Raw genomic sequence first — 14,916 nt, 5'->3', positions numbered from 1 at the left:
ACCGCGGCGCGATCTTCGTGGAGTTCGCGGCCATGGTTCCGTTCATGATGCTGGCACTGGCCCTGGTGTGGCAGGTGCTGCTGGTCGGAGTCACCTCCATGTACGCCTCCCACGGGGCCGCCGAGGCGGCCCGGCAGGCCTCCGTCACGCCGGACGACATGGCCCGCATCGACGAGGAGGCGCGCAAGCGGGTGCGGGCGCCCTGGGACGGTGAGGACGTGCTGACCACGGAGATCGTCGAGCGCGACGGCGACCGGTTCGCGCGGGTGAGCCTGGACATGCCGGTGTTCCTTCCGGGTGTGACGGCTCCGTGGCCGATCACCGGGGAGGCCAGGGTGGTCACGGAGGTGCGCCCGCGCGGGGGCACCGAACCCGAGGGGGTGGAGTCCCCCTGAGCGGCACTCCCACCGCGCGCGGCCGTGGATCCCGGGCTCCCGGGACGGGCCGCCCGGTCACTCGCGGAGCGGGGACGGAGCCCGGTACACGGGCCCCCGTCCTCCGGAGGCTGCTGTTCGGCGACCACCCGCGTTCGGACCGGGGCGGACCCATCCTGGAGTTCGCCGCGACCCTGCCGATCCTGCTGTTCACGGTGGTGGTGGCTATGGAGGTCTTCCTGGCCTTCACCGCCGTCGAACGCATCGAGTCCGCCGCCAGGGCCGGTGCCCGGGCCGCCGGAACCCAGCAGCTGACCGGGGCCGAGGAAACCGCCCGCACGGCCCTGCCCGGCTGGCTGGACGACGCCACCATCACCAGTGGGACCAACGACAGCGACGGGTACTTCGTGGAGGTCTCCCACCCGCTGCCGATCGTGTTCTCGTCGGTGGACCTGAACCTGACACTGACTCGACGGGTGGACATGCCGAACGTGTGAGGCGGGCGGAACCCGCGCGACCAGGACGGCATCGGCTAGGGAGGACACGAGGGACATGGGGCTGAAGGACCGGCTGGAGGAGGACCGCGGCGTCGAGGAACGCGCGGACCGCGGCAGCGTGACGCACTGGCGTCGGCGCCTCCTGGAGGAGATCAACCTGGAGGACCTGACCCAGCTGACGCTCGCCCAGCGCCGCGTCCGCCTGGAGAGGGTCGTCGGGCACATCCTGTCCCGTGAGGGCCCGGTGCTGTCGGACCGCGAACGGTCGGTCCTGATCCGCCGGGTCGTGGACGAGGCCCTGGGACTGGGCGTGCTGGAGCCGCTGCTGGCCGACGAGAGCATCACCGAGATCATGGTCAACGGCCCCGACAACGTGTTCGTGGAACGCGGTGGCCGCATGGAGCGGATCGACGCCGCCTTCAACGGCGAGGAGCAGCTCTACCAGACCATCGACCGGATCGTCTCCCTGGTCAACCGGCGCGTGGACGAGTCCTCACCGATGGTGGACGCCCGGCTGCCCAGCGGCGAGCGCGTCAACGTGATCATCCCGCCGCTGTCCCTGTCCGGTCCGGTCCTGACCATCCGGCGCTTCCCCAAGCCCTACCCCATCGAGGAACTGGTGCGGATGGGCAGCCTGGACCAGGCGACCGGGGTTCTGCTGTCCGCGATGGTGCGCGCCCGGTTCAACATCGTCGTCTCCGGCGGAACCGGCACCGGGAAGACGACCTTCCTGAACGCGCTGTCGGCCTTCGTGCCCAGCCAGGAGCGGATCGTCACGATCGAGGACTCCGCCGAGCTCCAGCTGATGCAGGAGCACGTGGTGCGGCTGGAGTCGCGGCCCGCCAACATCGAGGGCCGGGGCGGCATCGCCATCCGTGACCTGGTGCGCAACGCGCTGAGGATGCGTCCGGACCGCATCATCGTCGGTGAGGTCCGCGGCCCCGAGACCGTCGACATGCTCCAGGCGATGAACACCGGCCACGACGGGTCCCTGGTGACGGTGCACGCCAACTCCGCCGAGGACGCCATCCACCGGCTGCAGACCCTGGCCACCCTGGGCGACGGGAACATCCCCTACGACGCGATCCGCGACCAGATCAACAACGCGGTGGACGCGGTCGTCCACCTGGGCCGCTGGCCGGACGGTTCCCGCCGGATCAACGAGATCGCCGTGGTGTCCTCGCGTCGCCGCGAGGAGTTCCGGCTGGACCGGCTCATGGAGTTCGCGGCGCTCCCGGCCACCCCCGACCGCACCGTCGAGGGGCGGTTCCGGCACCACCCGCTGCCACGCCACGTCGCCGGTCGCATCCACCACGTCGGGGAGAGCGTCCCCGCGGTGTTCGGGGTCGTGTCCGACGACCCCGTCCGGGACAGCCGTTGAGGGCCCGCACCACGTCCGCGACGGCGTTCCCCCCGCGAGGTACGACGCCGGGCCGACCGACGGCACCGGCCCGAAGGGAGACCGGGTGAACTGGCAGATTCCGGCGATCCTCGGCGGTCTCGCCCTGGTTCTGATCCTGGCGCTGTGGGCGCTGTGGGAGTTCGTGGCCAGCGCCGAGCAACGGCGGCTGATCGCCGCGCGCAGTGCCCTGGACCAGGCGGAGTACGCCGCCTCCACGCCCATGGCCAGGTTCGACGCCTGGCTTCGGCGCACCCAGTGGGGCGCTCGGCTGGCTCGCCGTATGGCGCGGTCGGGCACGGACATGCGCCCGGCCACCTTCGTCGTGGCGCTGGCGTCCGGCGCGCTGCTGGCCGTCCTGATCGTGTGGCAGGTCCTCGCGCCGTTCTTCGGTCTGCTGGCCGCCGCGGGCGTGGCGTTCCTGTTCTTCTCCTATCTGCGCCGGGCCGAGTCCAAGCGCCGGGAGGAGTTCACCAACCAGCTGCCCGACCTGGCACGGGTACTGGGCAACGCGACCTCCGCCGGGCTCGCGCTGCCGACGGCGGTGGCCATCGCCGCCGACGAGCTGGACGGCCCGGCCGGGGAGGAGCTCGGCCGGATGGCGGAGTCCATGAAGCTGGGCGCGAGCTTCGAGGAGGCCATCGCGGACCTGCGCCAGCGCATGCCCTCCCGTGAACTGGGCGTGCTGTTGTCCACGCTGCTGGTGTCGTCCCGGTCCGGCGGATCGCTGGTGACGGCTCTGCGCAACATCTCCTCCACGTTGGAGAGCCGCAAGGAGACCCGGCGTGAGGTGAGCACCATCCTCAGTGAGACGACCTCCACCGTGTGGGCGCTCGGGTTCATGTCGGTGGGTGCCCTGTTCCTGATCAACGGCATCGAACCGGGGATCATGCGCACGATGACCAGCTCCGCCTCCGGGGTCGCCGTGCTCTTGGTCGTGGCCGCGCTGTACACGACCGGATTCGTGCTGGTCGCCCGCATCACCCGGTTCAAGATGTAGCGCCCCCACGTCACGTCCCCGCCCGCACCTCGAAGGACACCCCCATGAACCTCCCGCTCCTGATCCCCCTGGCGGCCGGCCTCGCCTCGGCCCTGGTCGTGCTGCTCGGTGTCTACGGCCTGCACCTGACCCAGTCCCAGACCCGGGTGACGGTGGACGATCCGGTCAACGCCCCGGTGACCACCAAGAGCGACGACACCTTCTTCCTGCACCGGATCACGGAGCGGATCGGTCGCCCCTTCTCCAGGGCGCTGATGGGATCGATGAGCGAGAAGGCGAAGGCGTCCGTCTCCTCCCGGATCGAGGCGGCCGGGCGACCGGACGGCCTGACCACGGAACGCTACGTGCGGCGCAAGGTCGGTGAGGTCGCCATCTACGGGACCCTCGCGGTCGTGGTGCTGCTGGCCGGTTCCAGCCCGCTGCTCGCCCTCCTCGCACTGGCCTTCGCGGGACTGACCGACCTGAACCTGTACGTGCAGACCCAGGAACGCGCCGACGAGGTGCAGACACAGCTGCCGGACTTCCTGGACGTGCTCGCGGTGACGGTGAGCGCGGGCATGTCCTTCCGCGCCGCCGTCGCCCGGGTGGCGGTGTCGATGCCGGGGGTCCTGGCGGACGAGTTCACCATCGCGCTCCACCAGATGGAGCTGGGCACCTCCCGCCGGGAGGCCTTCGAGTCGCTGCGCCGCCGCAACCGCAACGAGTCGCTCAGCAAGTTCGTCACCGCCATCCAGCAGGCCGAGGAACTGGGCGCGCCGCTGAGCGACACCCTGGTGGACATCAGCAGGGACATGCGCCTGGCCGACGCCCAGTACATGCGCCGCAAGGCCCAGCGTCTGAATCCGAGGGTGACGATGGTGACCGCCGCGACCCTGCTCCCGGGTCTGCTGATCCTCATCATCGGCTCGATGTTCCTGGGTACCGAGATCGACCTGAGCACCCTCCTCGGAGGGTAGGGCCACCGGCCTCCCGGACCGTGTCGCGGCTGGTGGCGCGGCGCCCCGGGGACCGGCGGGCGGTCCCCGGGGCGCCGCACGTCCTCGGGCTCAGGCGGGCGGGAAGGGGATCCCGGACAGCGTCGGGATCAGGGCCTCCTCCTCGAAGTCCAGGTGGGCCTCGAGTTCCTCGGTCAGCCGGTCGAGCTCCGCCATGAACCGCACCGGGTCGGCGGTGCGCACGTCAGCGAGCAGGCCCTCCAGCTCGGCCCGGACCCGGTCGACCACCCGGTGCTCCTCCACCAGGCGCTCGACCGGTTCCCTCAGGTGCGGGTACCCCTCGGCGAGCGCCGGGAACATCGAGTCCTCGCTGGTGTGGTGGAAGTGCAGGGACTCGCAGAAGGCCAGGCAGTGCTGCCGGATCTGGAGGTTGAGACCGACCGGCGGAGCGGTCGACGCGGCGTCGCGTTCGGCCAGGTACCGCTCGGCCTCCGCGCGCACGTTGGTGAGCTGACCCCGCAACCACGCGTGGATCTGGAGCAGCTTGTCCGCGAGGGCGCGCACCTCACCGGAGCCGAGCTCGGGCGAGGGCTGGAGCTCCACCACCGGGATACGGCGCTCCACCTGGTCCTGGTAGTCGCCGTACCCCGGATGGCGGCTGACGATCTCCCGGAAGATCCGGTCGCGCTCGTCGCCCGCCAAGGGGACCGCGATGGACTCGCGGGCCTCGTCTCCGGGCATCTCGACGGTCACCATGGGGTGGGCGAGCAGGTTGCGGTACCAGTCGGGGTCCTTCGGAGAGCCCCCGGCCGAGCCCACCACGTGGACGCGGTCCTCGATCCGCACGAAGCCGAGCGGAGTGGTGTACCGCTGACCCGAGCGTGCCCCCGTGGTCGTGAGCAGCAGCAGGTCCCCGCCGGCGAACGGGCCGCCCACACGGCCGCCGTTGGCACGGAACTCCGCCACCACCGGTGCGTTCAGGGGGCTCACCCTGGGCTCGGGGCTCTGGTGGGGCCCGGCCGGCGGCTGGTCCGGGCCGCCGGTGTTCTCCTCGTTCGTGTTCCTGTCGTCGATCTCCGTCAAGGGACGGTCCTCTCACTGGTCGTGGAGGCGGACGTCCCCGAGGGCGCGGATGTCGCGCTCGGTTCCGGGTGCGGTCAGGGCAGGGCACCGGGTGGCCGTCAGGCCGGAAGGGGCTCGGGGAGTCCGCCGGAAGGTGGTGCCAGGTGCACCGGTTCGGCGGGTGTACGGCCGGGGCGGGGCGGGGCGGGGCAGCGGCTCGGACTCCTACGGCCCGGTCTCTCACCGGGCCCGAGGGGGAAGGGTCTCGACAGCGGCGTCACACCGGCGCCGCGAACGGCTCAGCCGATCAGATTCGGTACGCGAAGTGTGTGCTCACGATGGCTCCCCGAACAGGTCATGGCGCCTCCATGTTCTCCGGCCGGCCCACTGCTCTTGGCCGGAAACACGCGACGCCCGACCATCATAGGCGCTCGTTCGGGTGGGGACGGACCCACCCGAAGAGTCGGGAGGGCCCCATCGGAACGGCGTCCACGGCTCCGTACCTTCGTGGACGGGCCCCGAACCGGCCCCGCCCCCCTGTCTCCGCCCGTGAAGGAACCGACATGAGCCCGTCCCGCCGTCCTCCCTCAGCCGTCGCCCCGCCCGTGCTCGGGCCCGGACGCTCCCTCGCCCCCGACCTCGCGCGGGGCTTCATGCTGCTGTTCATCGCGCTGGTCAACGCCCAGTTCTTCCTCACCCATCCGGACACCGTTCGCACCCTCGCCGACCAGGTGCTGACGTTCGTCCAGAGCACGCTGGTGAACGGGCGGGCGATCCCGCTCTTCTCCCTGCTCTTCGGCTACGGCACCGTGTGGATCATGCGCCGGGTCCTCGACGCCGGCGGCGGGTGGGTGCACGCCCGCGTGGTGTTGCGCCGTCGCGGACTGTGGATGCTGGTGATCGGGCTGGCGCACGGGGTCCTGCTGCTACCGGTGGACATCGTCGGGGCGTACGGGCTCGGTCTGCTGCTGTTCGTGGGATTCCTGCGCGCACGGGACGCCGTCCTGCTCTGGACCGCGGGCGCCGTCGCCCTGGCCTCCGCCGCGCTGAACACCGTGCTCGGCCTGGGTGACGCGTTCGGCACCTCCCCCGGGGACACTGACCCGGCGTCGGCGGTGCCCTCGCTTGTGGAGTCGGGCTTCCTCGCCGCCAGTGCCGAACGGTTCGCGGAGTGGACCCTGTACACGCCGGTGACCCTGGTGCTGGTGGTGATGCCGCCGTTGCTCGTGGGAATGTGGGCGGGCCGCCGGGGCATCCTGGAGCGCCCTCGGGAGCACCTCACCCTGTTGGTGCGCACCGCCGTCGTGGGCCTGGGCGTCGCGGTGGTCGCGGGGCTGCCGGACGCCCTGGTCACCGCCGAGTTCCTGCCGGAGCCGGAGCCTCAGGTCCTGGTCTTGTTGTGGATCGTGCACGACCTCGCGGGCTGGGCGGGCGGGCCCGGCTGGGCGGCGCTGATCACCCTGGTCGCCCTGTGGCTGACCGAGCGGGCCACCTCGCGCGGGGACGGCGACGGCTCCCCTGGCGCGATCGCCACGGCGATCGCGGCCGTGGGAGAGCGTTCGCTGAGCTGCTACCTGGCCCAGGCGGTCGTGTTCACCGTGGTGTTCGCTCCCTACGGCCTGGGCCTGGGCGCCACCGCGAGCGCCTCCGGCGCGGTTCTGGTCGCCGTACTCACCTGGGGGCTGACCGTGGCCCTCGCGGAGATCTCGCGCCGTCGCGGCCTGCGCGGACCGGCCGAGGTGCTGTTGCGCCGGCTCACCTACGCCCGCACCCGTCTGCCCGGCTCCCCGGAGGGGCGGCGGTGAGGCGGGGTCGGGAGCTCGGAGGTCAGCCCTGTCCGGGGGCCCCGTCCACCGGGCACAGGGTCATGTCGCTCTCCCCGGGGACGGTGCTCGGCAGGGCGAAGTAGCCCGACCCCAGCCGACTCCCGTCCCGCCACTCCTCCGTGCCGTCCACGTCGTAGCAGTGCCCGCTGAGGTCGTGCACCAGGGCTCCCGCGTACTCGGACGGACGGTAGGCGACACCCGCCCGCTCGGGGGCTCCCGGGAGCAGCACGGTGATCTCGGCGAACGGGTGCTGCGGGCTGAGTTCCGTGAGCGTGGTCATCGGCTGTCCCAGCTCACTGCCGCTCCCGCCCCTGACGGTCTCCTTGTCGATCCCCCCGTTCAGTTCGGGGTCCAGGGGCGTCAGGGCCAGGAAGTCCTCCTCGTACACACGGTGGCTGCCCACGGTGGGGTGGTAGGTGAGCTCCGCCGTGAACTCGACCCCCGCGCCGGTGTCCCGTGCGCCGGTCATGCACACGCTCATCACCGGGAAAGCCTCCAGACTGGGGGTGACCAGACCGAAGTCCATCGTGTCGTGGTCCAGCGGCGAGACGAACGGCCAGACGTCGGGACTCGTGTTCGGCTCGCCCTCGGGGCCCGGGACGAGGAGCGGGGCGTACGAGTCCGGCGAGACGGTGTCCGTGGTGAAGGGGCGCCAGGGAGCGTGTTCGCTCTGGGCTCCCCTCCGCTCGGCGTCGTCGCAGGGCAGCTCGGTGGGGGCCGCCGCCCCCTCCTCGGTCTCCTCCTCGTCCTCGGACGCGGCCGGTTCCTCGGCGGCTCCCTCCGAGACCACGGTGTCGGCGGGCGACTCGCTCAGGGCGTTGACCAGCAGGTAACCGCCCCCGAGCACCGCGACCATTCCGGCGGCCCCCACCGCGAGCCAGAGGCCGACCCTGCCCCGGGAACCGGCGCCGTCGTCCTCGTCGAGGTCGATCCCGCCGCTGTCCACGCCCGACAGGTCGTGGCCTCCGGTCTGTGAGGGCCCGAACAGGTAGTCCGCGCCGCCCCTCCCGGCCGTGCCCGCGCCGCGCGCCCCGGGCGGGGCCCCGGGGCCGTCAGCCGTCGGAGCGGGGAGGGCGTGCCCGTACGCCTCCGCGGCGGCCTCCGGCCCCCACTCCTCGTCGTCGGCACCCGTCTCGGCGCCGCCTCCGAGGGTCGTCTCACCCCGGAGGGTTCCGGGGCCGACCGCGGCCCCCTCGGAGGCGGTGGCTCCGTCGACCGACGCGACCGCTCCGGTCTCCGCTCCCCCGTCACCGGTCCCCGCCGCAGCCTGGGCCGGGGCGTGCGCGGACCGGACCCAGCGCTCGGGGTCGTGCCAGCTCAGGTCGGGAATCGGCCAGTGCCGCGCGATGAGCGCGCGGAGCTGGTCGGGCCAGGTGTCGGCGGTCGACTGCTCGTCGATGCCGAGCATCAGCAGGCACTCCAGGTAGGCGTCCTCGGCGGAGGGGCGCAGCTCCGGATCCGGGGAGAAGGCGCGCAGGAGCAGCGAACGCAGCTCCTCCGGAAGCGCCCTGAGATCGACTCGCGCCTCGCGGGTGCGGCGGGCCATCTCCCAGAGGATCTGTCCCGGCACCCGTCCCGGGGTGTGCCCGGCCGGGGAGGCCCCGAACGGCGGCTCCCCGGTGGCGGCGAACACCACGAGGCAGGCCCAGGCGTGCACGTCGGACCGTTGTGTGGCGGGTGCGCCGTCGTAGCGCTCCGGGGACAGCCAGCCCAGGCTCGTCCCGCTCTGTACGGAGGCCGTGTCGTCGATCCGGCGGGCGATCCCGAAGTCGAGCACGCGGGGCCCGCGCGCCGAGGACACCACGCTCTCCGGGCGCAGGTCACCGTGCACGGCACCCGTAGCGTGGGTGGTGGCGAGTGCCTCGGCCATGCCGGCCGCCAGCGCCAGCAGGGCGTCGCCCCCGACGGGGCCGTGCAGCCGCACGTGCTCACGCAGACCGAGTCCGGGAAGGTACTCGATAGCGGACCACGGCCGTCCCTCGTGTGTCCCGAGGTCGCGTACGCCCACCGCGCACACACCGTCGCTCCGCTCGGCGGTCGGGGTCCCATCGACGGCGAGGGCGTCCCACCCGGGGCCCGCGATCCGGAGGGCGGTCGGTTCGTGGTCGGGGGAGACGGCGGCGAACAGGGTGCTCACACCGTCGGCGCCCAGACGTCCGATGACGCGGTAGCCGCCCACCTGGAGCGGGTCACCGTCGGTCAGGGGGTTGACGTTCGGCGGCGGATCAGGGAGGGAGAAGTCCATTGGGGGCAGCTTTCCACACATCAGGGACGGTTGTGGTGGGCTGTGCCGGGATAGCACATTCGATCCCGTTGTTCTGCGAACCTACCTAATTCGTGAGGGAGCCGACACAGTGATCCCCCCGTTCTCCGTGCGCACGGGACCCGCTCACAACGCATGCCCCGCCCTGCGCGATCACGCGCCCGCACCCCGGAGGGCGGGTCGGTAAGCCCTGTTCACCAAGGATCGTGGCGGTCGTCGGGACGTCCTTGCGCCGCCCGACGCCACCACACCGAGGGGCACCGGTGGCGGACACGGTGGGTGAGGACGTTATGGGAAGGAGAGGAAATCGGTGTAATCCACCGTCAACCACCCCGGCCACGACCCCGGGGCAGCTCCACCCTCTGGCCCGGCCACACGGAGGGTGCGGAGGGTCCCGCAGAATCGTCACGAACTCCCGCTGACAGCTCGACGCCCCCACTTCCCCGCGGAGAAGACGATGGCCGACGACGCCAGGAACACCGCGCAGCACCCCGCCGACCACACCCCCGAGTCCGGCGGCACGTCCCCGCCCTCGGCGGACCCGCCGAGGGACGCGAGCACGAACGAGCACCCACGGGAGCCCCGCCCCTCCTTTTCCCGGCTGGTCGGCGCCATCGCGGGCAAGGCCCTCCCCCTCTACCTCTCCATGGTCGCCACGGTGTTCGGCACCCTCGTCACGGCGGGGGTGCTGGGGCACACCGGCACCACGGTCCTGGCCGCCTACTCCCTGACCATCGCCCTGTACAACCCCGCCTCGATGGTCGTCCAGGGCGCGCTGCGCGGTTCGATGCCGTTCGTCGCGCGGAACACCGAGGACCCCGCCGCCCTCGCCCCGGTCCTGCGTGACTCCCTCTGGCTGTCCCTGTGCCTGGGCCTGGTCGGCGGTTCCGTGGTGGCGTCGGTTCCCCTGGTCGCCCGGTTGATCGGAGCACCCGCCGAGACCGTGGCGGCCTTCGGCCCCTTCCCCCAGCTGATGGCGCTGGCGCTGCTCGCCAACGCCTTCCAGTCCTGCGCCACGGTCCTGTTGATCGGCCTGGGGCGGTCGAAACAGGCCATGGCCGTGGGCCTCGTCGGAACCGCCTCGTCCGTGGTCCTGATCCCCACACTGGTGCTGGCCCTCGGTCTGGACATCGCCGGCGCCGGCCTCGCCATGCTCCTGACCGCCCTGACGACCACCGCGCTGGCCCACGTCCTGCTGAGACGCGGCACCGCGTTGACCACCCGGTCTCCCGGAGCGTGGAGACCGGACTGGTCCGGCGTCTGGCGTATCGCCCGGGTCGGACTCCCCATGGGGTCGACGATGCTGATCAAGTTCGGCGTGCTGGGCCTGCTCGCCATGGCGGTGGCACGGATCGGCACCACCGAGGCCGCCGCCCACCAGGTGATGGTGACCCTGGTGACCTTCGTCTTCCTCCCCGCGACCGCTGTCGGCCAGGCCGCGGTCCCCTTCATGGCCCGTGCCGCGCGGGCGGCCGAGTCTCCCGGGGAGAGTGCCTCGGGGTTCGGCGAGGTCCGCAGAGCACTGGTCGCGGGACTGACGCTGGCCCTGCCGGTGATCGCCCTCAGCATGCTTCTGCTCTGGGTCGCGGCGGGCCCGATCGTCGGCGTCCTCACCCCCGACCGGGCCGTCTCCGCGCTGGTCATCGGGTTGGTACCGGTCGTCTTCGTGGTCGTTCTCGCGGACGGCGTGCAGGCCGTGCCCGGGATGGGGCTGCTCGCCCTCAGACGCACCGCCCCGACCCTGTACACCTTCGCGGTGTGCTTCGGGCTGCTGGCCCTGGCCGCGTTCCCCGTGGCCTCGGCGGGTGGCCTCGCCTGGCTGTGGTGGACCTACGCTCTGGCCAACCTCGGACTGGTGGTGGGACAGGGTGGTGGCTTCCTCCGACTCACCCGGGACCGGAACTGACCGATGAACCCCCGTTCCGGAGGAGGCACCGTCCGGGGTATTCGGGGCCGACGGTTCCGGAACGGTCCACTTCATGCGCGACTCGCATAGAACTCATGATTTCGCACCGGAGTGACGCCCCGAGCCCGTCCCGCCCTCCCCTGCCACACCCCCACCACCAGCGGCCTCGGCGGAGTCCCGCACCGACCGCCGAGGCCACTCCATTCCCCTGCGAAACGACGCTCCATTTCCTGGAATCGTCCATTCGCATTCCTCCGGAGAAACACACGGGAAAGCACGGCGGCACCCCGTCGGCATCCCTCCGGTCGTCGCCTCCCGCCACGCGCCACCGACGGCCCGTCCGCAGGGCGGGAATTCCCCCCACCGCCACCCCACCTTCCGGAGCAGCGGGAGGGCGGCAGTCGTACCGACTCGTCCTCGCCTCCAGGGAGGACCGCCCCGCCCAGCCCGCCCCGGGCATCCTTCACCCTGGGGTCCCCTCCGCCCCACCGTCGCGTGACCCAGCGGATCCCCCCGGCAGCCCCGCCCTCCTCAGCCAGTCCCACGCCCCCACGAGGGAAAACCGGACAGTCAACCCACCGAACGAGACAACAGTCGATGTCTCCCTTCAGGTCGAAGAACGCCCCCGAGGCCCCCAGCGGCCACCAGGAGCCCCGGCCGTCGCGCGGCCGACCCCGTGGCGGCCGAGGCCCCGTCCTCGCGCCACGGGGCCTCCTGAATCCACAAGGGCTCCCAGGCAGCGGACACCCCCGAAACCGTTGTTACGAGGGTGTCCGGTTTCCGCCAAGCGATGACTTTAGACACCAAACCGCCTACAAAAGACGGCACGCGGCTCCGACCCGAACCAATCCGGACCCCGCCAATGACCACCCTGAGTGCGCCACTCAGCCAGGTCGGAGAATCAGTTCGAGAAATTGCCGCGGAACGGCTGCGGAGCACCCTCGATCTCAGGCATACTCAGACCGTCGGTCGCCCGGTCGGCGCTGGCTTCGAGCCCGATGCCAGCGCGTGTCCTGGCGTCCGCGCCATGCACTCGACGTTCCGTGCGTCCTTTCGTTCCCGGGGCCCGTGGGTGGGTTCTCGTTCACCACAGAACGAGGCTCCCGGGGATGGACAGAATGGTTGCGCGAAGCGATAGAGTGCACCTGCGGGATCTCGCTTTCTCCCGTTCGTCACACGGGAGAGGCGCGAGTTCGATGGGGAGTGACTTCGTGGAAGTTGCGATCTAGGGGGAACTTCCGCCAAGAAACACTCTCACCCGCCCAGGTGGCAGGGGATTCGGGGGAATTCACGTTCACCGAGCACGTGAATGCTCCCTTCGCCACCAAGGGGCCCCAGCCCTCTGTTGCCTCCGGGCGACAAAGCCACCGGGGGGAAAAGGGGAACAGAGGGATCGCGGCCCCGAACCATGAGGAAAAAAGGGGGGCACTCTCCCCTCCCGGTGTCAGGGGGAGACACGGGAGCGGAGGCCAACCTCAGGCGCGGCCCCGGATCGTGTCGGCTCACAGGGAGCCGACGGCGACCGGGGCCGCGACTCGTGACGACCGCTCCACAGCCGAGCTCATCCCACGAAAGCGGCCCGGTGTCGAGCCCTCACCCGGATCCCGCATACGACCCCCGGGTGGTCGTCGCCGCTCCGCTGGCGGAGGCGTTCCGCCCAGAAACCGAACCCGGACGGGAACTCGGCGTGACCGGGCTTCGTTGCGCCTGCGTGAGTGAAGACATGAGGTGTTCGCGCCGCCGGGCCGCGGCGAGGCGTGTCCTCCGGATCATGGGGCGCTCGCGACCACCAGGCCGTCCCTCGCCGAACCCGTGGAGCTCGAACGGCCACGGGCCCGACCCCGGCGCGTCGTCGCGCCGGAGACGCTCCCTGCCGCCGATCGTGCCGACGGCGACTCCGTCGTCACCGGCGAAGGCCTGCGGGAAGCCCGCCCTAGTGCGCGTCCCGACAGCTCAGCACGGTCTCCAGCAAGCCGGGGAAGCGCCCGTCGAGCTCCTGGTCGCGCAGCGAGACGAAGCAGCGCGTGCCCTCGGTCCGGTTCTGGATCAGCCCTGCGTTGCGGAGGATCTTCAGGTGGTGGCTCAGGGTCGACTGCGCGATCGGCAGGTCGATGTCCTTCCAGGCCCGCTCACCCTCGAACTCCGCGAGCATGCACACGATCCGCATCCGGGTGGGTTCGGCCAGCGCGGAGAGCACCGTGACCAGATCCACTTCGGACAGGGCCGGATGCTCGCGCCCCTTCGCCGTCCCCTTGGGAACCAAGACCCCACCTCCGCTTCCTCTGCCACACAGCCGTTCCGCGCGTCCGCCCGGGGGCCGCACCGTCCCACCCGACCCCGCCCCGCGGCCGAGCCCATCCGCGATCAGGATTTGGTGTGCGTTCAGCGGCGAGTGTACCGTCACTGTTCGATGTTCGTCGATCATCGAACGATTCAGGCCAGTGGGGGTAACTGAGATGACGGAAAACACCGGGGCCACGAAGACCGGGGCATCGGGGGCGGGGCCCGCCCTGTCCGTCCTGGACCACGCCAGCATCGTCGAGGGCTCCACCCCCGGCGAGGCCCTGCGTGACGCCCGTGAACTCGCCCAGAACCTGGAGCGGTGGGGCTACACCCGCTTCTGGCTGTCCGAGCACCACAACATGCGGGCCATCGCCAGCGCCGCCACCTCGGTCTCGCTCGGCTTCATCGCGGAGGGCACCTCCACCATCCGGGTGGGTTCGGGCGGCGTGATGCTCCCGAACCACTCCCCGCTGGTGATCGCGGAGCAGTTCGGCACGCTGGAGTCCCTCTACCCGGGACGCGTCGACCTCGGTCTGGGACGTGCTCCCGGAACGGACCCGCGCACCATGCGGGCGATGCGCCGTGACCACTCCGCTTCCTCGACCTTCCCGCAGGACGTCCAGGAGCTCCGGTCCCTCTTCGAGCCCGCGAGCCCCGGACAGCCGGTGCGCGCCGTTCCGGGCGAGGGCCTGCGGGTGCCCCTGTGGATCCTCGGGTCCAGCCTGTTCGGGGCCCAGCTCGCCGCGCACCTGGGGCTGCCGTACGCCTTCGCGTCGCACTTCGCACCGAGTGCGCTCTACGACGCGCTCGCCGCCTACCGGGAGGACTTCGCCCCCTCGGAACAGGCCTCGAAGCCCTACACCATGGCCGGGATCAACGTGGTCGTCGCGGACACGGACGAGGAGGCGAAGGACCTGTTCACCTCGCAGCAGCAGGCCTTCCTGGGCATCATGCGCAACGCGCGCGGACTGCTCCAGCCCCCGGTCCGGAGCTCGGCCATGGACACGATGTGGCGTCCCGGCGAGAAGGAGCAGACGAGCGCGATGCTCCGCTACTCCTTCGTCGGTTCCCAGGAGACCGTGCGGAGCAGGATCGACCAGTTCGTCGCCGACACCGGTGTGGACGAGCTGATGATCTCCTCGATGATCTACGACAAGACCGCCCGCTTCCGCTCCTACGAACTGCTGGCCGACGCGTGCGGCCTGGCGGCGCCCGACGGGAGCTGAGGTCGGCACGAAACCCTGACCGGGGGTACTGGTCAAGGGTGCGGGACCGGATCAGGCAGGATCCGGAACCGTCTCCTCCGGTGACAGGGGTGGGGGGGGGGGGGGGGGGGGGCGGGCCCCCCCCACCCCCCCACCACCCTCCCCC

11 protein-coding genes are annotated in these 14,916 nt (G+C 71.5%); 8 read left to right on the top strand and 3 right to left on the bottom strand.

The genetic code is table 11. The features are described from left to right. Positions 1-17 precede the first annotated feature (17 nt). From ACRWK8_RS20060 to ACRWK8_RS20040, 5 genes are all read left to right on the top strand, one after another. Positions 18-395 (top strand): pilus assembly protein, encoded by a 378-nt coding sequence (locus tag ACRWK8_RS20060; RefSeq protein WP_378737617.1) that lies wholly within the window; start codon positions 18-20, stop codon positions 393-395. 110 nt (positions 396-505) lie between these two features. After that, positions 506-871, top strand: coding sequence for a TadE/TadG family type IV pilus assembly protein (locus ACRWK8_RS20055; protein WP_378737620.1), 366 nt, complete (start codon positions 506-508; stop codon positions 869-871). A 55-nt stretch (positions 872-926) separates the two neighbouring features. Further along, positions 927-2,252 (top strand): TadA family conjugal transfer-associated ATPase, encoded by a 1,326-nt coding sequence (locus ACRWK8_RS20050; protein ID WP_378737334.1) that lies wholly within the window; start codon positions 927-929, stop codon positions 2,250-2,252. Positions 2,253-2,337: 85 nt separating this feature from the next. Further along, entirely contained in the window at positions 2,338-3,270 is a 933-nt protein-coding gene (locus ACRWK8_RS20045) for a type II secretion system F family protein (protein ID WP_378737336.1), read from the top strand. A 44-nt stretch (positions 3,271-3,314) separates the two neighbouring features. Next, entirely contained in the window at positions 3,315-4,226 is a 912-nt protein-coding gene (locus ACRWK8_RS20040; protein ID WP_431872131.1) for a type II secretion system F family protein, read from the top strand. Between the two features lie 90 nt (positions 4,227-4,316). Here the strand turns inward: ACRWK8_RS20040 and ACRWK8_RS20035 are convergent, their stop codons facing one another. After that, entirely contained in the window at positions 4,317-5,279 is a 963-nt protein-coding gene (locus tag ACRWK8_RS20035; protein ID WP_431872198.1) for a nitroreductase/quinone reductase family protein, read from the bottom strand. A 551-nt stretch (positions 5,280-5,830) separates the two neighbouring features. On the opposite strand from ACRWK8_RS20035, the gene ACRWK8_RS20030 reads away from it, so the two are divergent. After that, a complete protein-coding gene (locus ACRWK8_RS20030; protein WP_431872129.1) occupies positions 5,831-7,072 on the top strand; it encodes a DUF418 domain-containing protein in 1,242 nt (413 codons plus the stop codon). A 22-nt stretch (positions 7,073-7,094) separates the two neighbouring features. Here ACRWK8_RS20030 and ACRWK8_RS20025 read toward each other — a convergent pair whose 3' ends face one another. After that, on the bottom strand, positions 7,095-9,338 hold the full coding sequence (locus ACRWK8_RS20025) for a serine/threonine protein kinase (protein ID WP_431872127.1): 2,244 nt from the start codon (positions 9,336-9,338) through the stop codon (positions 7,095-7,097). Positions 9,339-9,813: 475 nt separating this feature from the next. On the opposite strand from ACRWK8_RS20025, the gene ACRWK8_RS20020 reads away from it, so the two are divergent. After that, positions 9,814-11,262, top strand: a complete 1,449-nt coding sequence (locus ACRWK8_RS20020; RefSeq protein WP_431872125.1) for an MATE family efflux transporter — start codon at positions 9,814-9,816, stop codon at positions 11,260-11,262. Between the two features lie 1,933 nt (positions 11,263-13,195). Here the strand turns inward: ACRWK8_RS20020 and ACRWK8_RS20015 are convergent. Next, entirely contained in the window at positions 13,196-13,474 is a 279-nt protein-coding gene (locus ACRWK8_RS20015; RefSeq protein ID WP_378737624.1) for an ArsR/SmtB family transcription factor, read from the bottom strand. 244 nt (positions 13,475-13,718) lie between these two features. Here ACRWK8_RS20015 and ACRWK8_RS20010 point away from each other — a divergent pair, with 244 nt between their 5' ends. Then, positions 13,719-14,771 (top strand): LLM class flavin-dependent oxidoreductase, encoded by a 1,053-nt coding sequence (locus ACRWK8_RS20010; protein ID WP_431872122.1) that lies wholly within the window; start codon positions 13,719-13,721, stop codon positions 14,769-14,771. Positions 14,772-14,916: the final 145 nt, after the last annotated feature.

The organism is Nocardiopsis eucommiae (genome assembly GCF_965344335.1).
Classification (GTDB): Bacteria; Actinomycetota; Actinomycetes; order Streptosporangiales; family Streptosporangiaceae; genus Nocardiopsis; species Nocardiopsis eucommiae.
Note: the sequence above shows the minus strand (reverse complement) of the source record. Positions and strands in the feature narration are given on the sequence as shown.

Bases quoted from the DNA above. Each gene is read 5' to 3' on its own strand.
- ACRWK8_RS20050 (WP_378737334.1), top strand. From the start codon at position 927: ATGGGGCTGAAGGACCGGCTGGAGGAGGACCGCGGCGTCGAGGAACGC.
- ACRWK8_RS20025 (WP_431872127.1), bottom strand. From the start codon at position 9,338: ATGGACTTCTCCCTCCCTGATCCGCCGCCGAACGTCAACCCCCTGACC.
- ACRWK8_RS20040 (WP_431872131.1), top strand. From the start codon at position 3,315: ATGAACCTCCCGCTCCTGATCCCCCTGGCGGCCGGCCTCGCCTCGGCC.
- ACRWK8_RS20010 (WP_431872122.1), top strand. From the start codon at position 13,719: ATGACGGAAAACACCGGGGCCACGAAGACCGGGGCATCGGGGGCGGGG.
- ACRWK8_RS20020 (WP_431872125.1), top strand. From the start codon at position 9,814: ATGGCCGACGACGCCAGGAACACCGCGCAGCACCCCGCCGACCACACC.
- ACRWK8_RS20030 (WP_431872129.1), top strand. From the start codon at position 5,831: ATGAGCCCGTCCCGCCGTCCTCCCTCAGCCGTCGCCCCGCCCGTGCTC.